At 36.0% G+C, this 24,782-nt stretch carries 17 protein-coding genes; 11 read left to right on the forward strand and 6 right to left on the reverse strand.

Features of this window, described 5'->3' with window-relative positions; genetic code table 11:
* Positions 1-828 precede the first annotated feature (828 nt).
* Complete coding sequence (yccS, locus tag GQ598_RS08695; RefSeq protein WP_202112733.1) at positions 829-2,955, forward strand: YccS family putative transporter; 2,127 nt, start codon at positions 829-831, stop codon at positions 2,953-2,955.
* A gap of 95 nt (positions 2,956-3,050) precedes the next feature.
* Here yccS and nfo read toward each other — a convergent pair whose 3' ends face one another.
* Both nfo and yejK read right to left on the reverse strand, forming a co-directional pair.
* Positions 3,051-3,896 carry a deoxyribonuclease IV gene (nfo, locus tag GQ598_RS08700; RefSeq protein WP_160403724.1) on the reverse strand — a complete coding sequence of 282 codons (846 nt, stop codon included), beginning with the start codon at positions 3,894-3,896 and terminating at the stop codon, positions 3,051-3,053.
* Positions 3,897-3,927: 31 nt separating this feature from the next.
* Positions 3,928-4,932: a nucleoid-associated protein YejK gene (gene yejK / locus GQ598_RS08705; protein ID WP_091349474.1), complete on the reverse strand. Its 1,005-nt coding sequence runs from the start codon at positions 4,930-4,932 to the stop codon at positions 3,928-3,930.
* Positions 4,933-5,304: 372 nt separating this feature from the next.
* Between yejK and GQ598_RS08710 the strand changes: the two genes are divergently transcribed.
* Complete coding sequence (locus tag GQ598_RS08710) at positions 5,305-6,684, forward strand: MATE family efflux transporter (protein WP_160403726.1); 1,380 nt, start codon at positions 5,305-5,307, stop codon at positions 6,682-6,684.
* Positions 6,685-6,756: 72 nt separating this feature from the next.
* On the opposite strand, the gene GQ598_RS08715 is transcribed toward GQ598_RS08710, so the two are convergent.
* From GQ598_RS08715 to GQ598_RS08725, 3 genes are all read right to left on the reverse strand, one after another.
* On the reverse strand, positions 6,757-7,440 hold the full coding sequence (locus GQ598_RS08715; RefSeq protein ID WP_160403728.1) for a tetratricopeptide repeat protein: 684 nt from the start codon (positions 7,438-7,440) through the stop codon (positions 6,757-6,759).
* A gap of 145 nt (positions 7,441-7,585) precedes the next feature.
* On the reverse strand, positions 7,586-8,485 hold the full coding sequence (locus GQ598_RS08720; protein ID WP_160403729.1) for a DMT family transporter: 900 nt from the start codon (positions 8,483-8,485) through the stop codon (positions 7,586-7,588).
* An 11-nt stretch (positions 8,486-8,496) separates the two neighbouring features.
* Positions 8,497-9,363 (reverse strand): YicC/YloC family endoribonuclease, encoded by an 867-nt coding sequence (locus GQ598_RS08725; protein ID WP_160403731.1) that lies wholly within the window; start codon positions 9,361-9,363, stop codon positions 8,497-8,499.
* A 160-nt stretch (positions 9,364-9,523) separates the two neighbouring features.
* Between GQ598_RS08725 and rph the strand changes: the two genes are divergently transcribed.
* From rph to GQ598_RS08760, 7 genes are all read left to right on the forward strand, one after another.
* Positions 9,524-10,240, forward strand: coding sequence for a ribonuclease PH (gene rph / locus GQ598_RS08730; protein ID WP_091349461.1), 717 nt, complete (start codon positions 9,524-9,526; stop codon positions 10,238-10,240).
* Between the two features lie 13 nt (positions 10,241-10,253).
* The gene (gene pyrE / locus GQ598_RS08735; RefSeq protein WP_160403733.1) at positions 10,254-10,901 is read left to right on the forward strand and encodes an orotate phosphoribosyltransferase; all 648 of its coding nucleotides are present in this window, start codon (positions 10,254-10,256) and stop codon (positions 10,899-10,901) included.
* 312 nt (positions 10,902-11,213) lie between these two features.
* Positions 11,214-12,311, forward strand: coding sequence for a lactate oxidase (locus GQ598_RS08740; RefSeq protein ID WP_160403735.1), 1,098 nt, complete (start codon positions 11,214-11,216; stop codon positions 12,309-12,311).
* A 1,172-nt stretch (positions 12,312-13,483) separates the two neighbouring features.
* Positions 13,484-15,025 (forward strand): type I restriction-modification system subunit M, encoded by a 1,542-nt coding sequence (locus GQ598_RS08745; RefSeq protein WP_160403758.1) that lies wholly within the window; start codon positions 13,484-13,486, stop codon positions 15,023-15,025.
* A complete protein-coding gene (locus GQ598_RS08750) occupies positions 15,022-16,176 on the forward strand; it encodes a restriction endonuclease subunit S (RefSeq protein WP_202112735.1) in 1,155 nt (384 codons plus the stop codon). The genes GQ598_RS08745 and GQ598_RS08750 overlap by 4 nt, the downstream gene beginning before the upstream one ends.
* A 20-nt stretch (positions 16,177-16,196) precedes the next feature.
* Positions 16,197-17,312 carry an anticodon nuclease gene (locus GQ598_RS08755; protein ID WP_160403736.1) on the forward strand — a complete coding sequence of 372 codons (1,116 nt, stop codon included), beginning with the start codon at positions 16,197-16,199 and terminating at the stop codon, positions 17,310-17,312.
* 12 nt (positions 17,313-17,324) lie between these two features.
* Positions 17,325-20,426, forward strand: a complete 3,102-nt coding sequence (locus GQ598_RS08760; RefSeq protein ID WP_160403738.1) for a type I restriction endonuclease subunit R — start codon at positions 17,325-17,327, stop codon at positions 20,424-20,426.
* A gap of 85 nt (positions 20,427-20,511) precedes the next feature.
* Here the strand turns inward: GQ598_RS08760 and GQ598_RS08765 are convergent, their stop codons facing one another.
* Positions 20,512-21,216 carry a GntR family transcriptional regulator gene (locus GQ598_RS08765; RefSeq protein ID WP_160403741.1) on the reverse strand — a complete coding sequence of 235 codons (705 nt, stop codon included), beginning with the start codon at positions 21,214-21,216 and terminating at the stop codon, positions 20,512-20,514.
* A 174-nt stretch (positions 21,217-21,390) separates the two neighbouring features.
* Between GQ598_RS08765 and GQ598_RS08770 the strand changes: the two genes are divergently transcribed.
* Entirely contained in the window at positions 21,391-23,280 is a 1,890-nt protein-coding gene (locus GQ598_RS08770) for a glucose PTS transporter subunit IIA (RefSeq protein ID WP_160403742.1), read from the forward strand.
* Positions 23,281-23,293: 13 nt separating this feature from the next.
* Entirely contained in the window at positions 23,294-24,733 is a 1,440-nt protein-coding gene (locus GQ598_RS08775) for a 6-phospho-beta-glucosidase (protein WP_160403744.1), read from the forward strand.
* The last annotated feature ends 49 nt before the right edge of the window (positions 24,734-24,782 follow it).

Consider the following 24,782-nt stretch of genomic DNA (forward strand, 5'->3'; position numbering starts at 1 on the left):
AACAAATTTGAACATCTGAGCACAGCGAAGATGGCCTCGTAGAGGCGAGTATCAGGATGATACGAGTAGTGCCGTAGGCCACATTCTGCAGCCAAAGCGTGGGATTGCAAAGGGAATTCGCTCTAATTCCCTTTGCTCGGACGTGATCACAATCGCTATTTTGTTCACCCAAGTTCAAAACGTCCGAAACCACCGCACCCAATTTATTCTATTCACCAACCCAAAAAGGCTTGATTTTCCGCCTAAAAATCCGTCAGAAAAGGTATTGATTTTATTGAAGTTTTTATTTGGTGTTTTTTAGCAAAAACTGCCTTATAAAAACACAATAACCCATCCCAAAAACGATGGTTATGTTGTTTGTCCTATTCCGGCGTCAGAATGTGCCGACAACAGAGTGAGGTTAGCACGCCAAACAGGGATGTTTGGCGAGGCTATTCTCCGTCTGGAACGGATAATAGCCGGTGCGTTAAGACCGAGCGACGGCGGAGGGCAGCCGTAGGCCACATTCTGTAGCCAAAGCGTGGGATTGCAAAGGGAATTCGCTTTAATTCCCTTTGCTCGGACGTGGTCACTGTGGCTATTTTATTCACCAAAGGTCAAAACGTCCGAAACCACTGCACCTAATTTATTCTATTCACCAAAACAAAAAGGCTTGATTTTCCGCTAAAAATCGGTCAGAAAAGGTATTGATTTTATTAAAGTTTTTTATTTAGCTGTTTTTTAACAAAAAAACAACGATTACAAAGTATACTTCCCCAATCTCCCTCAATATAGTATCCTATTAGCTATTATCCCATTCAAAGTTCATATACCGTGCACGGATTCATTTTGACTTTACGCAAAGTCTTTTATAGTAGCAACCTTCTTTTTAGTCTTCGAATGTTAATTAGTTTGACTGGATCGACTTTGGTTCCTTGGTATTTGGGGCAAACATCGCTTGTGATTCCCCTTACACTTGGGGTGGTTGCGGCAGGATTGACCGAGATTGATACGCGTTTATTAAGCCGTTGTATTAATTTGCTCTTTACGTTGTTCTGTTTTGCTATTGCGACTTTTTCGGTCGAGCTGTTATTTGATGTTCCGGTGTTATTTATTGTCGGTTTGGTGTCTTCGACTTTTATTTTTATTATGCTTGGGTCGCTTGGTCAGCGTTATGGGGTGATTGCTTTTGGGTCGCTTTTGATTGCAGCTTATACCATGCTTGGACATAACCTATATACCGACAATTATACGTTGCCTTGTTTTTTGTTACTTGGCGCGCTTTGGTATAATGTTGTTTCGTTAATTGAGTCGATCATTCAACCTATTCGTACAACCCAGCAGTCGCTGTCACTGTGTTTTATTTATTTGGCGCAATATCTTGATGCTAAAGCGGCAATGTTCGATCCCGATGAGACCAACGATTTTGTAAAGCAGACATTGCAGTTGACCGATAGTAATAATCAGCTTGTGAGCGCATTTAATCACACCAAGCGTTCGCTATTTAATCGGTTAAAAAGCTATCGTGGGCAGGCTTATATTAGGAAGATGCTGAGCTACTATTTTGTGGCACAAGATATCCACGAGCGCGCAAGTTCGGCACATGGGAATTATCAAGCATTGAGTCTGCATTTTAAGCATAGTGATATCTTGTTTCGATTTGCGCGTATTTTAAATTTACAGGCGAAGGCATGTGCTCAGTTGGCAATGGCGATTAAGTTAAATCAGACTTATCAGCATGATTCGTTGTTTTCACGTTATTTTTTGTATCTTGAAGAGGCAATTAATCAGTATCACGCAAGCAATAAAGCCGATATGATGATGGTGAAGGCGCTAAGAAGTTTGCATCAAAATTTGCTATCTATCGATCTGTTACTTGCCAATATTGATACCGAGCAACATTTATCAAAAGAGCAAGAAGATAATCAGTTAATTGACGAGGAGTTAACCCGTTTTCATGATATTTTTATCAAAATCAAAGGGAATTTGACGGTTAAATCGGCTCTGTTTCGCCATGCAATCCGTATGTGTGTGGTATTTTTTGTGGGTTATATGGTCATTTGTTTTTCTGATTTACCACATGGATATTGGATTATTTTAACCAGCTTGTTTGTCTGCCAGCCTAACTATTCCACCACAAAACACCGCCTAAAATTGCGTGTAATGGGGACGATTTTGGGGATCATAGTAGGTATTCCATTAACGTTTTTATTTCCAAGCGTACCTGAACAGTTAGTGTTAATTATTATTACCGGTTGGCTATTTTTTCTATTTAAGAATTCGCAATATGCTTACGCGACAGCATTTATTACATTACTGGTGTTTTTTAGCTTTAGTCTGATTGGCGAAAGTAGCATTGCGGTGGCTGTTTCGCGCATTATTGCAACGTTGATTGGTTGTTTTATTGCTTGGTTTGCCGTGAGCTTTATTTGGCCTGACTGGCAGTTTAGAAATCTGCCTAAACTCGTTGATCGTGTTTGTCATGATGATAGTCACTATTTAGCGTTAATTGGACGCCAGTATTTGTCTGGCAAAACTAATGATCTACAATATCGATTAGCAAGACGAGCTACGCATGATAGTAATGCTGATTTATCGTCGTTAATTAGTTTGATGACCAAAGAGCCACATATGAATCCAGTGGTTATTGATCAGGGATTTCGTCTATTGACGCTTAATCATACTTTAATTAGTTATCTTTCAACTTTAGGCGCACATCGTGATAAATGTATCTCAAAACAGACGCTCGATCTGTTTGACGATTTGTCGGTCTATATTATTAATCTGTTAAGCGATAAAAAGATGGATGGCGAATATCAATCCATCAAAAAGTCTGTTGTCGATTATATCGATACCATTTCCGTCAATTCAGTAGATGACGATAAAGCCAATAATGATCTGTTAGTGATGCAACAATTGGCTTTGATTTTGGATATTTTGCCGGAAATTATTGAACTTGTAGCGCAATTGGAATAATGAAACATGGTTAAACATTTATGCAATGTTTAACCTCGTTTGTGGGTAAGCATTACCCACATTGTTTGTAGTCAAGTAGAAAATATAATAATTTATTATGCTTTTACCTGCTGCTTTAACCAACTTATTTCTTGCGCCCAGATATCGGGATCAATGGTTTCTAAAATAAGGGGAATTTCATCAATTCTTGGATCTTGCATAATGTATTTAAAGGCTGCTTCGCCAATATTGCCTTTGCCTAGGCTATGATGACGATCGACATGGCTGGCAAATTCGCTTTTGGCATCGTTTAAGTGCATGCCTCGCAAGTATTGAAAACCTACAATTTTTTCAAATTCGGCAAAGGTTTCTTGGCAGGCTTTTTCAGTACGCAAGTCATAGCCAGCAGCAAAGGCGTGGCAAGTGTCAATACAAACGCCAACTCGGCTTTTGTCTTCAACTTGGTCAATGATCTGGGCAAGATGTTCAAATTTATAGCCTAAGTTAGAGCCTTGCCCCGCAGTATTTTCAATAACAGCAACCACATTTTGTGTTTTATCAAGTGTGATATTAATCGATTCGGCAATACGTGCTAAACATTCATCAACCGAAATCTGTTTTAAGTCACTACCGGGGTGAAAGTTAAGTAATGTCAGTCCTAGCTGTTCGCACCGTTGCATTTCGTCTAAAAAGGCGGTACGTGATTTGTCGAGCTGTTCTCGATCTGGATGGCCTAAATTAATTAAGTAACTATCGTGCGGTAAGATCTGTTTGCTAGTAAAGCCATATCTTTCGCAACGTTTTTTGAAGCTGTCAATGATTGTGGGTTCAAGCGGTTTGGCGTGCCATTGTCGTTGATTTTTAGTAAATAACGCAAATGCGGTTGCGCCAATTTGATAGGCGTTAATTGGGGCATTGTCTACCCCACCTGCTGCACTTACATGTGCACCAATGTATTTCATGTTGTGTCCTAATAACGTTGTTGATTGATAATTAGTTGGAACCGCTATTGCGTTGTAGCTGATCACGTAAATTAGGTGGTACGCCTTTAATCACTAAGGAGTCAGTTTGCGGATCCCACTTAATGCGTTCACCTAATAAATTCGAATCGAAGCTTAACGTTAATCCCCCACCACTACCTGAGAATTTTTTAAGCTGACGCAGTGCACTGCGATCAACCGGAAACGTTTCTTCTAAATCATATTCACTGTTTTTAATAAATTCAATAAAGTTATTGTCAACACTGGCAGGTAGTTCGTTGGCTAGATTTTTCAGTTCAATTTCTTCACCTGCTTGTAATTGGGCTTGGCAGTAGTTGTAAACGTTTTCGCGCGCACTGGTTTTGTCTTGCTTGTCAAATTGCATTTCTTGGCAGTAATCATCGACCGCTTTAACCAGTGTTTTGTTTTGCGCTTTCGCATCTAATCCTTCGCTAGCACCTAAATAGTCCATAAAAAAGTCAGATACCTTGCGCCCTACTCGTCCTTTTAAGAAAGTTAAATAACGTTTTGAGTCGGCTTGGGTTTCCCATTCAGTAATGTCGATACGGGCAATAATATCGGCATGGTCAATGTCTAAATATTGTGTTTCACTGATATCTAAATCTTCATTCACTAACATACTTAAACAACTATTTAGTACTGCAATAATCAAGTATTCAACCGCCAAATAACGGTACTGACAAAATACAACCGTTCCCCCTTCCGCAAAAGGGTATTTAGCTAATTCGTTACGCAGTTGTTTGGTTGATTCTTGGCTAAAATGTAAAAAGTCTTGATTGCCAAGGCGTAGTTCTTTTAGTGATTGTTCAAATAAGCTATCGCTATTAAATAGTCCATAGGCTTTGCTTTTGTTGTTGTAGATGCGGTTGATATCTTCGATTAGATTAACAACGGCTTGTTCATTACCTAACATTGATTCGCGAAGTTGTAATTCGATTTCGGTGTCGCTTTTTCTAATTAATTTATGCAATATGATCTTTTCTATTTGTACGCTCATTGGTGAGGTTCCTATTTTATCGCAATAATCAGTAAGAGCGTTATTCTATCAAAGCGTCAAAAAAGTGCTATTAACAATTTATCACTCTGTTAAACTAGTGCTGTTAACTTGCATCAAGTCTATACTGAAATGCATGATTATCTAAAATTTTTTAACAAGATTTACAATAGAAAAGTTTAGATAATTACTATAAGCTATAATCATAAAAAATAAGTAAAAATAGTAAATCAAGTATATTATTTTGGTAATATAGCCTATACGCAGCCATGATCATATCATGGATAATTCGAATAATAATGATACTGCCTTATACTCAAACGTATAGCTACCTGAAACTTCTTTACAATATTTAGCAGCGGAAAAATAAAAGCAATGGTTCACTCTCTTGATGTTTATAATGATTTTAAAAATAAAAAAATCAGTTCATTATTTTGGCAATATGCTTTGCCAGCAGTAATTGGCACAATCGTAAATACGCTGTATAACATTATTGACGGTATATTTATTGGCCATTGGATTGGTCGTGAAGCATTGAGTGGTGCAGGCCTTATTTTGCCAGTTATGAACCTAACTGCAGGTATTGGTATGCTGGTAGGTATTGGCTCGGCGAGCCGGATTTCGATTTTTTTGGGTCGTGGCGAAAACGATAAAGCCGAAAAGGTCGCTGGCACGTCGTTTATGTTAACGGCCGTTTTAAGTGGCTTAACTTTGGCGTTATTGCTCTATTTTGTCGATCCCGTTTTACATTTTGTCGGCTCTAGTGCGACTAATCATGTATATGCTCGAGAATTTTTAGAGGTTTATTTACCGGGTAGTATTTTTATTACGTTAACGTTTAATTATAACAATATGATGCGCGCCAGTGGTTATCCATTTAAAGCAATGGTTACCATGTTTATTAGTGTAATTGCCAATATTATTTTAGCACCGATTTTTATTATTGGTTTAGGCTGGGGCATGCGTGGAGCAGCTTTTGCAACCACGTTATCCATGTTTATTAGCTTCTTATTTGTTATGCAACACTTTATCAGCAAAAACAGTAATATTAAGCTATATCGACGCAATTTCACCCTTAACTTGACCTATATTAAATCGATTATATCAATCGGTATGTCTCCATTTGCCATGCAGGTTGCAGCTTCTATAGTGGTGGTTTTTATCAACTGGCAATTAGTACATTATGCACCACTGTCTAACGTGTCAAGTGATGATGCTATTGCGGGCTATTCTAATGCCAACCGATTGATCACATTAGTAATTATGATTGTTATTGGGATTAATCAAGGTATGCAACCGATTATTGGTTATAATTACGGAGCAAAAAACTATTCGCGTGTCAAAACCACTTTTTTCTATGCCGTTAAAGTAGCAACTGTAATTACCAGTATTGGCTTTATTCTTGGATTTTTTATTCCGGATATTTTAGTTCGTGCATTTAGTGCTGACGAGGATTTAATCTCAATATCAGCCATTGCACTACGCTATACCACACTTTCTTTTGCTTTTATTGGTTTTCAAATGGTGACCACAAGCTTTTTCCAATGCATTGGTATGGCAAAAGTATCGATTTTACTCAGTCTTTCTAGACAGATCCTTATTTTATTGCCAACACTCTATATTTTGCCATTATTCTTTGGGCTTGATGGCGTTTGGGCAGCAGCACCAACGGCAGATTTGTTATCAACTTTTACAGCTTGCTTGATACTTTATTGGTATTTTAAATCACTCAAGAAAAGACATTGTTGTAATTAATACTGCCGTTTAAGTTAATCAGGGCTTAACGCCCTTTTTAATTTAGCCCAATTTTATTTACTGAAGTCGTTTTTATTTTTGTTCACAAAATTCATGCTTAATTCCATTTTCACAAGCTTTTTGAAACAATTCTTTCGCTTTTTTGGTATCTTTTTTAACACCATAGCCATTAGAATATATCACGCCAAGATTCCATTGTGCGTAAGGCTCATTTTGCTCAGCGGCTTTTTCAAACCAAATTCTAGCTAAACTATAATCTTGATCTACCGTATTACCATCAAAATACATATCGCCTAAAGCATATTGAGCGTCAACATTACCATTTTCGGCCCCTTTTTGATACCACTCTCGAGCTTTTGTTAGATCTTCTTCAACGCCTTGACCTTTTTCGTACAGAACCCCTAAATTATATTGAGCTTCGGCATTTTTATCTGCTACTTTTTGATACCATTCAAAAGCTTTGCTGTAATTTTGCTCTACTTCTTCGCCTTTATAATACAAGCTACCGATATTTAAAGCGGCCTCTACAATGCCTTGTGCCGCAGCTTTTTCGTACCATTCTATTGCTTTTTGTGCATCTTTTGGAACAGAAATACCATAAAGATATCTAATACCGAGATAGAATTGAGCTTCTGGGTTATTTTCTTCTGACGCTTTTTTATACAATTCGTCAAAACTAATATCTCGAAAATCTTGAGCATAAGATGGGCTTGAGAAACATATGAACAATAAAAATAATGCAACTAATTTTTTCACGTTATATTCCTTATTAGCAAAACTTAATGAAGTTAAAATATATATTCTAAATTATTATAAACTAAAATTACTGAACTATTTTTAGTAAAATCAAAATAAAACAAAAGTCTATTAATTTCGTTCAGTATTTCGTATTGTAGCCTTATTATGTCGAAGCCGATGAGTTTGTAATACTCGATAAGGTCACAAACATAAGACACATAAAAATCAATATAACCCCAAACCACCCAACTAATGACATTTGTTCACCAATAATTAACATCGCTAATATGGCCGCAATAACCGGCTCTAACAAGCTAATAGTAATAGCTGAACTGGCTGATATTTTAGATAAACCATAGCCATAACATAAATACCCAAGAAACATGGGAATCAATGCCATATAAATGCAAACAGTCATATTGGTTAATGAGTCAAACAATGCAGATCCTGTAAGTAGCATAACAGGTATAAGTAAGATGCCACCACAACCAAAAGTCGCGCCCATGGCCGCTTTTGTTGCGATACCTTTTAACATTAATTGCCGTGCAGACCATGAATACAAGGCATAAGTGAATCCAGCAATTAAGCCTAGCAAAATGCCAATAGTGATATGATCATATTGATTTGTAGTAGAGTTATTGTCTGAAAAGGCAAGTAAAATTATTCCCAAAATGCCACAGCTAGCTCCTATTAACCATTGTTTAGTTAGCCGAAAATCACGACTAATATATTCAATAATGGCTGAAAGAATCGGCGCAGAGCCAATAGAGACCACCGTTCCTATTGTCACACCAGACAACCGCATCGAGCTATAAAAAGCTAAAGGGTAAATCATTACCGCAATGGCACCAATAATAAGAAAACCAAAATGTTTGGTTAACAAATGACGCTCTTTGATTATTTTGGGTATCGCCAATGTGCATTGTAAAATGCCACCAATGCCCATTGCTAACGAGCCAATAAGTAAAGGAGAAAGCGAGGGAGCAAATGTAGCTGCTGTGCCCGTTGTCCCCCATAAAATAGATGCCAATATGACGGCTAAAATGCCAAGTATTCTATTCATTGAATAAATGATCACTCAATGTTTTGTACTTGCTCTCTAATTTGTTCAATAAGCACTTTGAGTTCAATCGCACTAGCTGTAACATCAGCATTAATTGATTTAGACGCAATAGTGTTAGATTCTCGATTAAATTCTTGCATCATAAAATCAAGCCTGCGCCCTACTGCTTCGTTCTTTTTCAAGATTGAATAAGTCTCTTTTACATGAGTCATTAATCGATCAAGCTCTTCGGCAACATCAATGCGCTGTGCAACCATAACAATTTCTTGTTCTAGACGGGAATTGTCAAGTTCAATATTGGCTTCTTCTAATTTACTTTTTAGCCTTTCTTTTTGCCATTCAAGAATTTGTGGCATCCATTGGCGGATTTTGTCAACTTCTACGGTAATCGCTTCTAATCGTTTGATAATAAGATCACAAAGCGCTTTACCCTCACGCTCACGTACCGCAATAAACTCATCAATTGCGGTATCAAGTAGAGCTAAAATTTCTTGCGAGATAGTATCTAAATTTTGTTCTTTTGCCGACATAACACCCGGCCAACGTAATACATCAATAGGATTAATTTGAGCTGTATCCTGTTCAGTTTGAATCCAACTTGCAGCATTAATTATCTGTTTAGCCAGTTCTTTATTTAATGAAAGTTCTTGATTTTGTGCTGAAGGATCTAATTCAAAACGCAAATTACATTCGATTTTACCACGAGTTAGGCGATTACGTAATTTTTCGCGAACGATAGGTTCAAGTGAACGAAATTGCTCGGGCAAACGAATATACGTTTCTAAGTAACGTTGGTTGACTGAGCGTAATTCCCAAGAAGCCGTTCCCCATGGTTGGTTGGCCTCTTTTCTTGCATAAGCAGTCATGCTTGAAATCATAATAACATCCTAAAATTGTAAAAAACTTGCTGGGCATTGTATCATAAATTCTGTATAATGCGCTCTTAGCTTAGGCTAAACATCGCTTAAATCTTGTTGATGTCCTCCTAAATGATTAACTCAAAACGATAATTTTTACTTAAAACTGCTGGAGAATTGCATGCGCCCGTCTGGTCGATCTGCGGAACAAGTCCGCCCAATCAAAATAACCCGTCATTATACTAAGCATGCAGAAGGTTCTGTATTAGTCGAATTTGGTGAAACCAAAGTACTTTGTAATGCCACTGTTGACGAAGGGGTTCCTCGCTTTTTAAAAGGACAAGGCCAAGGGTGGGTAACCGCTGAATATGGCATGTTACCGCGTGCAACCAATTCACGTACCCAGCGCGAAGCAGCTAAAGGCAAACAAACTGGTCGCACTATGGAAATTCAACGCCTTATTGCCCGTTCACTACGTGCCATGATTGACCTTAAATTATTAGGCGAATACACCATTACGTTAGATTGTGATGTCATTCAAGCCGATGGTGGTACTCGAACCGCATCAATTACTGGCGCTTGTGTTGCTTTAAATGATGCTATCAACCAAATGCTAGCCAATGGAAAAATCAAACAAAACCCAATTAAATCATTAGTGGCCGCAGTATCTGTTGGTATTGTTGAGGGTGAAGCGCTTTGTGATTTGGAATATATAGAAGATTCAAACGCAGAAACCGATATGAATGTTGTTATGACAGATGATGGTCGTATGATTGAAGTGCAAGGCACTGCCGAAGGCGAACCATTTAGTCATGACGAATTATTAAAACTGTTAGAATTAGCAAAAAATGGCATCGCAACAATTATTGATGCGCAAAAACAGTCCTTAAAAGATTAATTGGAGAAAATCGATGAAATCATATAAAAGTGAATTTATTGAATTTGCTTTAAATAGACAAGCATTAAAATTTGGTGAATTTACCTTAAAATCAGGACGCAAAAGCCCCTACTTTTTTAATGCAGGATTGTTTAATACCGGTAAAGATCTGGCTTTATTAGGTCGTTTTTATGCTGCAGCACTCATGGATGCCAACTTAGAATACGATGTTATTTTTGGTCCAGCTTATAAAGGTATTCCTATTGTTTCATCAACCGTTGTTGCACTTTCTGAACATCATAATATTGATGTGCCTTATTGCTTTAACCGCAAAGAAGCCAAAGATCATGGTGAAGGAGGTAATCTAGTAGGTAGTTCGATCTATCAGCAACGCGTTATGCTGGTTGATGATGTTATTACCGCTGGTACCGCAATTCGTGAATCGATGAGAATATTAGAAGATAACCAATCTAAACTCGCTGGTGTGCTCATCTGCCTAGACCGTCAAGAAAAAGGTCGTGGTGAACTATCTGCAATTCAAGAAATTAAACAAACCTATCATTGTGATGTTATTTCAATTATCACGCTTGATGATTTGATCCAATACCTTTACAAAGATCCATCACGAAAAGATCAAGTAGCACAAGTTGAGGCTTATCGGGCTGAATACGGGATAAAATAAGCTATTAGTATTTGAATATACAATGGCTAATATATAATTATTAAAAAACCTCGAATAATATCGAGGTTTATTTTTTTGTTTAGCAAAAAATAAGCTTTTTATTGAATCTCTTTACAACAAACTAAAAAATCCAAATAACTGCATTGCTATTTTCTTTATATTTCAGGCTATGATCTGTACTTAAAAAGCTTCTACAAAGATGAATATAAAAAAGTGCTATTTTGTCAAAAATGATTTTTATTTAATTTTAAATAAAAAATAGCTGTGGTATAACCGTACTGTTGTATTAACTCTCATAATTAGGAGCGAATCATGTCATACCATACAAGTAATGAAGAACACGCTATAGAGATCGTTAATATTGCTTCCTTAGAAGCATTAGTTAAAGCAAGAATGGAGGCTGGGGCGTTTGGTTATATCCGTGGTGGTGCCGAAGACGAATGGACAATGCGAGAAAATACCTTATCGTTTAATCGCAAAAAAATCGTTCCTCGAGTATTACAAGGTATTGATCACGCAGATTTATCAACAAAATTGTGGGATATCTCATTAAAAACACCCATTATTCAAGCACCGTCAGCAGCCCAAGGATTGGCTCATGAACAAGGCGAAAAGGACACCGCTAAAGGCGTCGCTGCAGCAGGTTCTATTTTCTGTATTAGTACTTATGCCAATACATCTATTGAAGATGCCGCAAATGCCGCGCCTAATGTACCGTATTTTTTTCAACTCTATATGAGTAAAGATGATGATTTTAACCGTTTTATTATCGATAAAGCTGTTAAAGCAGGCGCAAAAGCAATCATTCTAACAGTTGATTCAACGTTAGGCGGTTATCGCGAAGAGGATATCGTTAATAAATTTCAATTTCCACTTCCTATGAAAAATCTCAGTGCTTACAGTCAATCAAACGGCAATGGCGATGGTTCAGGTAAAGGCATTAGCGAAATTTATGCCGCAGCAAAACAAGGTATCGTTCCTTCTGATATTCAAAAAATTAAAGCCATGGCAAATTTACCTGTTATTGTAAAAGGAATTCAATCACCTGAAGATGCATCAATTGCAATATCTGCCGGCGCTGATGCGATTTGGATATCAAATCATGGTGGGCGACAATTAGATGGTGCTCCTGCATCATTTGAGGTATTGCCTAGTATTGCAGCTACTATTGCCAAACGTGTTCCAATCATTTTTGACAGCGGTGTACGACGTGGCGAACATGTATTTAAAGCATTAGCAAGTGGCGCTGATCTTGTTGCTATTGGACGCCCTATTCTTTATGGTCTGAATTTAGGTGGCGCTGAGGGAGTAAAATCAGTCTTTGATCATCTTAACAAAGAGCTGTCTATCACCATGCAACTAGCTGGCACAAAAACGATTGAAGATATTAAAAATACCCTATTAATTTAATGGTAGAAATCACTCGCGTCGGTTACAGTAGTTAAAAAACGACTGTAATGAATATATATAAAATTAACGCCATATCATCAACAAGTGCTATGGCGTTAATACCCTAGAAAAAATAACCGTCATTAATTTGGCTAAACATATTATGGTCAGTCATCCAACCATTGATAATACCCAAAAAACTAATTAAGCGTTAACTAACATGATGCCCATTGCATATACAACACAAAAAAACAAACCGCGTAATTTTTTACTAAGTTGTATGCTCATTATAAAGTATTTATACAACTGTCACGTTTTAAGCTATATTTTTTGTAAAAAATATTCGGGATTCTATACCGTTTCGTGATTAATTAAAACTACCTTACGGCAGTGAACTGCAAAATTGTAATATCGCATTAACTTCATCTTTTCTAAACTGCCTACACGGCAGTGAACTCTAACATAAACCAGCGCTCAGGCGGTTGACGTTTCTAAACTGCCTACACGGCAGTGAACATTCCCAAGCGGCTTTAGCGCCGTCAATAAATTTTCTAAACTGCCTACACGGCAGTGAACTAGAAGTTAATATACTATCAATATTGTATGTAAAAAGGCAAATAGCTATTTAGGTTTTAAAAACCCTTTTTTGAAGGACATTTTTAATTATTTGATTTTATTTATTTTTAAAATATGGCAAAAAAAAGGGTTCTGGTTTTTAGTTTTTGGACTTTATTATGACGTAGTACAACCCAAACCTAAAACTCAAAAGACCAATTTGCTTAGATTTTTAATAAAAACCTTAAAAACAGCGTTAAGCGTTTTCGAATTTTATCTACCTATAAATAGAAAAATAGCCTATATCAATTAACTTATTTTCTATCTTTCTTAAAAGATATTGGATGATGTTCATCTACAACTTTCAATCAGCAATAGAATCAAGGAGCGCGACCAGATCGATGTTTTTTTGATATGTGAAAAATGGAAGAAATTATTAACCTTAGATTTATTCAAAATAAAGCAATAAAAAAGCCCGCAGATAGAAAAATAACAACAAATCAGCTATGATATAGCACCTATAACAGTTAGCGATAAAATGACTAATAAAGAAGTAAAAATCGATTACTTTCTCATTAGGCAACACCTATTTTTTATTTAGGAATTTTGAAAATATGACTTCTAATAACGCCCAATCAATGTCCGGAACGCAACAACGTGATCAACTACAACGCCAAATATGGAAAATTGCCGACGAGGTTCGCGGTGCTGTTGATGGTTGGGATTTTAAGCAATATGTTTTAGGTTCATTATTTTACCGATTTATTAGTGAAAATTTTGCCAATTATATTGAAGGTGGTGAAGAAGGTATCGATTACAGCACATTATCCGATGATGTCATTACCGATGAAGTTAAAAAAGACGCAATAAAAACCAAAGGCTATTTTATTTATCCTAGCCAATTATTTTGTAAAATTGTAGCTCAAGCCAATACCAATTCAAGTTTAAATACTGATTTGGCCAATATTTTTAATGCGATTGAAAGCTCAGCTAATGGTTACCCGTCAGAAAGCGATATTAAAGGATTATTTGCCGATTTTGATACCACCAGTAACCGATTAGGTAATACTGTTGCCGATAAAAACAAACGGTTAGCTGCGGTACTTAATGGTGTTGCCGAACTCGATTTTGGTGATTTTGCCGACAATCAAATCGATCTGTTTGGCGATGCTTATGAGTTTTTGATCTCTAATTATGCCTCGAATGCTGGTAAATCTGGTGGTGAATTTTTTACGCCACCGAATGTATCGAAACTAATCTCACAATTAGCCTTACATAATCAAACAAAGGTCAATAAAATCTATGACCCAGCGGCAGGTTCGGGTTCTTTATTGTTACAAGCGAAAAAACAGTTTGATGAACATATCATTGAAGATGGATTCTTCGGTCAAGAGATTAATCATACCACCTATAACCTTGCTCGAATGAATATGTTTTTACACAATATCAACTATGATAAATTCGAAATTGCTTTAGGCGACACGCTACTTAATCCAAAATTTGGCGATGAAAAGCTATTTGATGCAGTCGTTTCTAATCCACCCTATTCAATTAAATGGATTGGCAGTGACGATCCAACATTAATTAATGATGACCGATATGCACCTGCTGGCGTACTAGCACCAAAATCGAAAGCCGATTTTGCCTTTATTATGCATGCACTAAGTTATTTATCCGAGCGAGGGCGAGCGGCAATTGTTACCTTTCCGGGGATATTTTATCGTGGTGGTGCGGAACAAAAAATTCGCAAATATTTGGTCGATAATGATTTTGTTGAAACCGTAATCTCGCTCGCACCCAACTTATTTTATGGAACATCGATTGCGGTTAATATTTTGGTGCTTGCCAAAAATAAAACTGTCAAAACGACACAATTTATTGATGCCAGTAAACTGTTTAAAAAAGAGACTAATAATAATGTCCTCACTGAGGATCATATTCAAGAAATTATGCAAGTATTTGATAGCAAGCAAGATATCGAATATTTTGCTAAATCAGTCGATAATCAAACCATTGCGCAAAATGACTATAATCTATCAGTCAGTTCGTATGTTGAAGCCGAAGATACCCGTCAAGTGATTGATATCACCAAGCTTAATGCCGAAATAAAAGATACAGTAGCTAAAATTGATAGCTTACGTTGCCAAATAGACGCGATTGTGGCGGAGATTGAGGGATGATTAAGAATAGTAATATAACTGAGTTGCTGAAAGGTGTTGAAATTGAGTGGAAGACGCTGGGGGAAGTGGCTGAATTAAGACGTGGGCGTGTAATATCAAAAGAAGATCTGGCTAAAAATATAGGTTATTATCCAGTATACAGCTCTCAAACAGCAAAAAATGGAGAAATTGGTAAAATAAACACTTTTGACTTTGACGGAGAATTCGTTAATTGGACCACTGATGGAGCAAATGCTGGTACTGTCTTTTACCGAAAAGGAAAATTTTCAATTACTAACGTAAGTGGATTAATTAAACTTAATAATTCTTCTAAATTAAATTACAAATTTTTATTTTATTGGCTGTCAATTGAAGCCAAAAAACATGTTTATTCAGGAATGGGAAATCCAAAACTTATGAGTAATCAAGTAGAAAAAATTCGAATACCTATTCCCCCTACCTTCGTTCAAACCGAAATAGTCCGTATTTTAGACACATTCACAACCCTCACTGCAGAACTCACAGCAGAACTCAAAGCAGAGCTTACGGCACGACAAAAACAATACAACTATTATCGAGATAAATTGTTGACCTTTAAAGATGATGAGGTTGAGTGGAAAGCTTTAGGTGAAATTCTTCATCGAACCAAGGGCACAAAAATCACTGCATCTAAAATGAAAGAAATTCATAAAAATAATGCACCATTAAAGATTTTTGCTGGAGGTAAAACATTTGCTTTAGTCAATTTTGACGATATACCTGAAAAAGATATCAATCGAGAACCGTCTATTATTGTAAAATCTCGCGGTATCATTGAATTTGAATATTACGATAAACCATTTTCACATAAAAACGAAATGTGGTCATACCATTCTAAAGATGGGAGTATTAATATCAAATATGTTTACTATTTTTTGAAAACTAAAGAGTTACATTTTCAAAACATTGGCAGCAAAATGCAAATGCCACAAATAGCTACGCCAGATACGGATAAATTTATTATACCAATTCCATCTCTCAGTATTCAAAACAGAATTGTCCAAATCTTAGATAAATTCGATGCGCTTACCAACTCAATCACCGAGGGTTTACCGCGTGAGATTGCCTTACGTCAAAAACAATATGAATATTATCGGAATTTATTATTAGACTTTCCGAAAGTGCAAGAATAATAAGATAGAGTTATAAAAAAATGAATGCCACATTAAGGAATATTGCTGAAAAGCTGGATAAAAACAATAGAAAAGTCCAATTAATCTATGCCTTTAACGGCACTGGTAAAACACGTTTATCTCAAGCCTTTAAGAATTTAATTATATCGCAACGTAAAGATGATAAAGAGAATAATGCAGCCTTAACAAGGCACAATATCCTGTACTATAACGCTTTTACTGAGGATTTATTTGCTTGGAATAATGATAAACACCAAGAGGGTGAACATCAATTAATCATTCAACCTAACTCATTTACTGACTGGATTTTAAAAGACCAAGGACAAGACCAAAATATTGTTCGTTACTTTCAATCCTATACTCATCAAAGATTACTGCCACATTTCAACGAGGATTTTTCTGCTATTACTTTTTCGCTAACAGGCAATAATGATCAGCGTATTGATAATATTAAAATCTCTAAAGGCGAAGAAAACAATTTAATTTGGAGTGTTTTTTTTACACTGATTAACTTAGTTATCGCAGAGCGCAATATTACTTACAAAAGCGAACGCTCGACTAATGAATTTGACCATTTACGCTATATTTTTATTGATGACTCCGTTAGTTCATTGGACGAGAATCATCTTATTCAATTGGCGGTAGATATTGCCCAATTAATCGAATCCAGTGAATTCGAACCCAGTAGAACTGACATTAAATTTATTATTACGACCCATAACCCGCTGTTTTATAATGTGCTTTATAATGAATTAAATTTAAAAAATGGTTATATTTTAAGAAGATTTGAGAACGGTAAATTTTCATTAGAAGAGAAAAAAGGCGATTCAAACCGTAGTTTTTCCTATCATCTTTATTTAAAACAGTTGCTGCAAGAAGCGGTTAAGGAAAATAAAATTGAAAAATATCATTTTACCCTATTACGTAACTTATATGAAAAAACCGCCGGTTTTTTAGGTTATGATAAATGGTCAGACTTATTGCCTGACGATAAAAAACTTTACTTAACACGGATTATCAATTTTACCAGCCATTCAACCTTATCTAATGAAATGGTTTCCGAACCTTCTGAACCTGAAAAGCAAACTGTTGCATTTTTACTTAATCATTTACTTAAAAATTATAATTTTAAATAGCTGGAATAGAATATGACGACTTATACAAAACCAATTGCCGAAACCAATAGCTATATTATTTTAGATAACTACAACAAACTTGAAGAGACAGCAGCTGTTTATCAGACTGAAACGGATTTAGAAAATGAATTTATTCATGATTTAACTCGACAAGGTTATGAATATTTACCTAATTTAAATACGCATGAAAAGTTATTAGCCAATATTCGCGAGCAGTTGCAAACACTGAACAAAATGCAATTTACTGATGATGAATGGCGACGTTTTGTATTAGAGTATTTAGATAAACCCAATGAATCGATGATCGATAAAAGTCGCAAAATCCACCACGATCATATTTATGATTTTGTTTTTGATGATGGTCATATCCAAAATATCAAGCTGTTAGATAAAAAAGATGTCACCAATAATAAATTACAAGTTATCCGTCAATTTCAGCAAACTGGCAATTATGCAAATCGTTATGATGTGACGATTTTAGTGAATGGCTTGCCCCTTGTGCAAGTTGAATTAAAAAAGCGGGGTATTGCCATTCGTGAAGCCTTTAACCAAGTGCATCGTTACAGTAAAGAGAGTTTTAATCAAGACAATTCACTGTTTAAATATTTACAACTGTTTGTTATCTCAAATGGCACCGACACGCGCTATTTTGCTAACACCACTAAGCGCGATAAAAACAGCTTTGATTTTACAATGAATTGGGCAAATGTTAAAAATGAACCGATAAAAGATCTAAAAGACTTTACTGCTACCTTTTTTGCCAGCCGCACGCTGTTAAATGTGTTACTGACTTATTCGGTGCTTGATGTGAATGACACATTGTTAATTATGCGCCCTTACCAAATTGCCGCCACCGAGCGTATATTGTGGCAAATCATTAGCGCTTATCATGCCAAAAAGTGGAGTAGCTTACAAAGTGGCGGTTTTATTTGGCACACAACAGGATCAGGCAAAACATTAACCAGTTTTAAAACGGCACGCCTTGCAACCGAATTAGAATTTATTGATAAAGTCTTTTTTGTGGTGGATCGTAAAGATCTGGATTATCAAACCATGAAAGAGTATCAAAAATTTTCAAAAGATAGTGTCAATGGCTCAAATAGTACCGCTGGACTTAAACGCAATATTGAGAAAACCGATAATAAAATTATTGTCACAACGATTCAAAAGCTTAATAATTTAATGAAAAGCGACGATGACTTAGCGATCTATGATAAACATGTGGTATTTATTTTTGACGAAGCGCACCGCTCCCAGTTTGGCGAAGCGCAAAAAAACTTAAAGCGTAAATTTAAAAAATATTACCAATTTGGTTTTACTGGCACGCCGATTATGCATACTAACGCAATAGGGACGCAAACCACGGCAGATGTTTTTGGCCGTGAACTGCACGCTTATGTATTAACCGATGCAATTCGTGACGAAAAGGTACTAAAATTTAAAGTTGACTATAATGATGTGCGCCCTAATTTTAAATCGATAGAGCAAGAACAAAATCTCGAAAAACTCAGCGCTGCTGAAAATAAAAAAGCATTGCTCCACCCAAACCGTATTGAGCAAATCACACAATATATTCTGAATAATTTTAAACAAAAAACCCACCGATTAATGGGCAAAAGTAAAGGGTTCAATGCCATGTTTGCAGTGAGTAGTGTCGATGCGGCTAAACTCTATTATGAATCATTCAAAAAATTACAAAAAAATACCAATCAGCCGTTAAAAATAGCCACCATATTTTCTTATTCTGCCAATGAAGAACAAGATGCACAGGGTAATTTTGCCGATGAAAGTTTTGAAACCGATGCCTTAAATCAAAGCGCTAAAGAGTTTTTAGCAACTGCGATAGCAGATTATAATCAGATGTTTAAAACTAACTTTGATGTTAGTTGCGATCAGTTTCAAAATTATTATCGCGATCTGTCTTTAAAAGTAAAAAATCAAGAAGTCGATCTATTAATTGTCGTTGGCATGTTCTTAACTGGCTTTGATGCGCCAACGCTCAATACTTTATTTGTCGATAAAAACCTGCGATATCATGGCTTAATTCAAGCCTTTTCTCGTACCAATCGTATCTATAATGCCACTAAAACCTTTGGCAATATTGTGGCGTTCCGTGATTTAGAACAAGCTACCATTGATGCGATAAAAACATTTGGTAAAAGCAATACTCGTGAAGTGGTGTTAGAAAAAAGCTTTAAGGAATACATGGAAGGATTTACTGATAAAAACTCAGGCGAATTGCACCATGGCTATTTAGCTATCGTTGCCGAATTGCAAGACAAATTCCCACATCCTGACGAAATTATTACCGACAAAGATAAAAAAGCGTTCGTTAAATTATTTGGCGAGTACTTGCGTGCTGATAATATATTACAAAATTATGATGAATTTGTTGCATTAAAAGATTTCCAACAATTAGATATGACTGATGCGCAGGCAGTTTTAGCGTTTAAAAACAAGCATTATATGACTGATGAAGATCTGCAAAAAATGCAAGCTGTTAAACTACCAACTGATCGCGCCATTCAAAATTATCGTTCAACTTATAATGATATTCGTGATTGGCTACGCCGAGAAAAAGAAGCCAATCAACAAGATCAGCAAAGATTTGACTGGGATGATGTGGTTTTCGAAATTGATCTATTAAAATCACAAGAGATCAATCTGGATTATATTCTTGAGTTAATTTATGAACAAAATAAGCAAGAAAAAACCAAACAAGACATTGTCGAAGATGCTCAGCGATTAATTCGGTCAAGTTTAGAAAATCGCGCTAAAGAGGAGCTAGTTGTTGAATTTATAAAACAAACTGATCTTGACGCTATTCCAGATAAGGCCTCAATTATTGATGCATTTTTCTTATATGCACAGCAAGAGTTACAGGTAGAACTAAATACCTTAATCGAAGAAGAAAATTTGAACGAAGCAGCAACAAAACGCTATATTGCCTCGTCGTTAAAGCGAGAGTATGCAACTGAAAATGGCACAGAGCTGAACGAAATTCTACCTAAAATGAGTCCACTTAATCCTCAATATTTAATTAAAAAGAGCCGAGTCTTTGAAAAAATCGCCGCATTGGTTGAAAAGTTTAAGGGGGTTGGTGGTAGAATTTAATTGTTAACAGTTAAATTCGCTAACAATTAAAGGAAGATGAATGATCGATTTCTTATTCATCTTCCTAATAACTCATCACTGAAACTTACTTTGAGTGATTTTGTATGCAAAATCTTGCATTTTCATAATGATAAATGATTTTTGAAAAATCAAATGGTTCACCTGATGAAGTGTAAAATATTTCTTCAACACAAAGTGCTGGCTCACCGGCTTGCAGTCCTAAATATTGCGCCATTTCAGCATCAAGCTTTATTACTTGCATATATTTATCAGAAAAACCAATATTAATATTATAATTTTCTTGAATATAATTAAAAATTGAATTTTCAACGATCTCTTTATTTAAATAACAGATGAGTTTTTTGCGATAGTATGACTGCTCTAAGCCATATAATTTACCTTCAACGTAACGTAGTCGTTTAATAAAATAAACTTCTTCCTGATCATCACATTGTAGATTCTCTTTCACTTTTGCACAGGGCTTGATAATATCAACATTAAAAACTGTCGATGAGCCATAAACATCTTCTAAATCAACGGTAAAACCATGACTTTGTAAAAAATTGAGGTAGCCTCTTTTTTTGCGTTCACGAACAAAAATGCCACTGCCTTGCACTTGATAAATAACGCCTTGTCGTTCTAGACAATTAAGCGCTTTAATAATTGTGCTACGACTTACCTGATACTGATTAATCAACCCTTCAATATTGGTAAGTTGGGTACCCTTAGCTAATTGCTGCTGATAAATTGTCTGTTTGATTTTTTTTGCAACATCCTGATATTTAATCATTTTTATATCTTTTATTTAATGAAAAATTTAAACATTATTTTATACAAGTTATTTTAACTTTTAAATTAAATGATGTAAAAGTCGATCAAGATCACAAACAATATAATTGGTAATTAACAATTTTGAAATTGTCGATAAAATAACCTTACTAAATTGCTTTTAGGAGTATTATGGATGTCTTCAAAAATTAGAGATTATAACAAACTAGCTGTCGATATTTTAAATGAGCTAGGCGGTGAAAATAATATTGTGACCGTTTCTCGCTGTGCAACGCGTCTTCGCCTTGTTACCCAACATACACCAGATCACGCAAAAGAGAACATCGCTAAATTGCCGGGCGTGATTACCGTTGTTGAAAAAGGTGGTCAAATCCAGGTGGTTATTGGTACACATGTTGATAAAGTTTATAACGCCTTTACTCAACTGATTAATACTGATAAAAAAGTAACGAATGATGATAAAGCGAATATTTTAAATCGTGTTATTGCGACGATGTCAGCTGTTTTTGCGCCATTTGTTTACGTTTTAGCCGCTTCGGGGATTTTACAAGGGATCTTAATTTTAATTAAATTAGCCTTTCCTGAACTTGAAACAACTAGTACTTATAAAATTTTTGACTTTATTTCTTGGGCACCTTTTTTCTTTCTCCCAATTTTTATTGCTATTACTGCTTCACAACATTTTCGTTGTAATATTTACATTGCGGTGGCTTGTTGTGCCGCATTACTTTCACCCACTTGGACAAAATTGGCAGAATTAATCAAAGCAGGGACAGAAATCGATTTATTTGGTATTGCATTATCAGAAACGCCTTATAACTCAACCGTACTACCGCCACTTTTTTTGGTGTGGCTACTGTCGTATTTAGAGCGATTTTTGGAACCACGATTACATAGTATTATCAAACCTCTTTTAATGCCTTTAATCTGTTTAGTGATTATGGTGCCATCAACACTTATTGCTATAGGACCAATAACTGCAAACGCAGCTCACTATATTGCCAATGGTTATAATTGGGTAGTTAATCTTGCGCCTTTCATTGCGGGTGGGTTGATTGGTGCTGTATGGCAAGTATTGGTTATTTTTGGTGTACATTGGGGAATAACACCTGTCATCACCGAAAATATCAATCAATATGGGCAAGATTCATTCCAAGCATTCCAAACTATTGCCGTAATTGGTCAAGTGGGTGCTGCACTAGGTTTTTATATAAAAACTAAAACACAAGAAATGAAAGGTGTTTCATTATCTGCATTTATCACTGGTTTATTTGGTATCACTGAACCCGCTATTTATGGTGTAAACTTACGTTTTAAAAAGCCATTTATTTATGGATGTATCTGCGCATCTTTGGGTGGCATTGTTGCTGGGTTCTTTACACCTTATTACTATACTTATGCAGCACTACCAGGACCATTAACCATTGTCAATGCCATTAAACCCGATAATATGAGTTCATTTTTTGGTGTGGCAATTGGTTCAGCAATTGCATTAATTGGCCCTGTAATTTTAATCCAAATTTTTGGCACTGGCGAAACGATACAAGATAATTTTAACAACCAAAAAACTATCAATAACCAAGACGATAATCCTAAAATTCTTCTTGATGAAGTTGACATTAAAAGCCCAATGACAGGTCATGCTTTACCATTAAGTGAAGTGCCCGATCCTGCTTTTTCAAAAAAACTAATGGGTGAAGGAATTGCAATTGAACCTACTGATAATCACGTTTATGCGCCTTTTGATGCCGAGGTAACTGCGGTATTTGAAAATTCTAAACATGCCATTGGATTAACATTAGATAATGGCGTTGAGTTATTAATTCATGTGGGAATTGATACGGTTAATTTAACCAATAATGAGTTTGCATATCACGTTGAATTACACCAAAAAGTTAAAAAAGGTGATTTACTAATCAGCTTCAATCCTGAGGCAATCAAGCAAGCTGGCTACCCGTTAATTACCCCAATTATTATTGTTAATACCGATCAATTCCAATTCATTTCATTAACTGATAAAACAGAAGTTACAGTTGATGATATCATATTTAAAATTAAGCAATAACAAGGAATCAAAAATGACTAAAAAACCATTTTTATGGGGCGGTGCTTTAGCCGCTCACCAATTTGAAGGTGGCTGGAACGAAGGCGGTAAAGGACCAAGCGTGGTTGATGTTATGACTGCAGGCGCGCATGGCGTTGCAAGACAAATCACCCAAGATATCGAAGCAGGTAAATTTTATCCAAACCATACCGCGATTGATTTTTATCATCATTATAAAGACGATATCAAACTATTTGCCGAATTAGGTCTTAAATGTTTACGTACCTCGATCGCCTGGACTCGAATTTTTCCAAAAGGTGATGAGCTTGACCCAAACGAAGAAGGACTTCGCTTTTATGATAACGTTTTTGATGAATTAATTGCGCACGGCATTGAACCTGTTATCACCTTATCGCATTTTGAAATGCCGTTACATATTGCGCGCCAGTATGGTGGTTTTAGAAACCGTAAAACAGTCGAATTTTTTGAACGTTTTGCCACTGCATGTTTTGAGCGTTATAAAAATAAAGTCAAATACTGGATGACATTTAACGAAATCAACAATCAAATGGATACCAGTAACCCTATCTTCTTTTGGACTAACTCGGGCGTACAAGTTAAACCGGGCGAAAATCCGCAAGAAGTCCTGTACCAAGTTGCTCACTATGAACTATTAGCCAGTGCTAAGGCAGTGATTGCTGGTAAAAAAATCAATCCGGATTTTCAAATTGGTTGTATGGTGTCACATGTGCCAATTTATCCATATTCTTGTAACCCTGAAGACATGATGGCATCAGAAATTGCTATGCATCAACGCTTCTTCTTTCCTGATGTTCACGTTCGTGGTTATTACCCTGCTTATGCTTTAAAAGAGTTTGAACGTGAAGGCTATAAGCTAGATATCACCGATGAAGATCTAACTTACTTAAAACAAGGCACCGTTGATTACATTGGCTTTAGCTACTATATGTCAACGGTTGTAAAAGCAGATGCAAAAAATGATCATCGCGATAACATCGTTAACGGTGCACTACCCAATGCAGTTGAAAATCCTTATATTAAAAGCAGTGATTGGGGCTGGCCTATTGACCCTGAAGGTTTACGTTATACACTCAATCGTTTGTATGATCGTTATCAATTACCACTGTTTATTGTGGAAAATGGTTTTGGTGCAATTGATGAACTTGAAAATGGCAATCAAGTGCACGACAAACCACGTATTGAATATCTAGGTGCACACATTAAAGCCATGCAAACTGCAATGGATTATGATGGCGTTGATGTGATTGGCTATACCGCATGGGGGATTATTGATGTCGTATCATTCACCACTGGCGAAATGAAAAAACGTTATGGCGTGATTTATGTTGACCGTGACAATGCTGGTAACGGTAGCATGAAACGTTATAAAAAGGATTCATTTGAATGGTATAAACAAGTGATTAGCACCAACGGTGCAAGTTTAAAATCATAATTATCAGTTAACAGAAATATTATTACGAGGATGCACTAAGATTTTGCCT

It is taken from the genome of Gilliamella sp. Pas-s95, assembly GCF_009795795.1.
Classification (GTDB): Bacteria; Pseudomonadota; Gammaproteobacteria; order Enterobacterales; family Orbaceae; genus Gilliamella; species Gilliamella bombicola.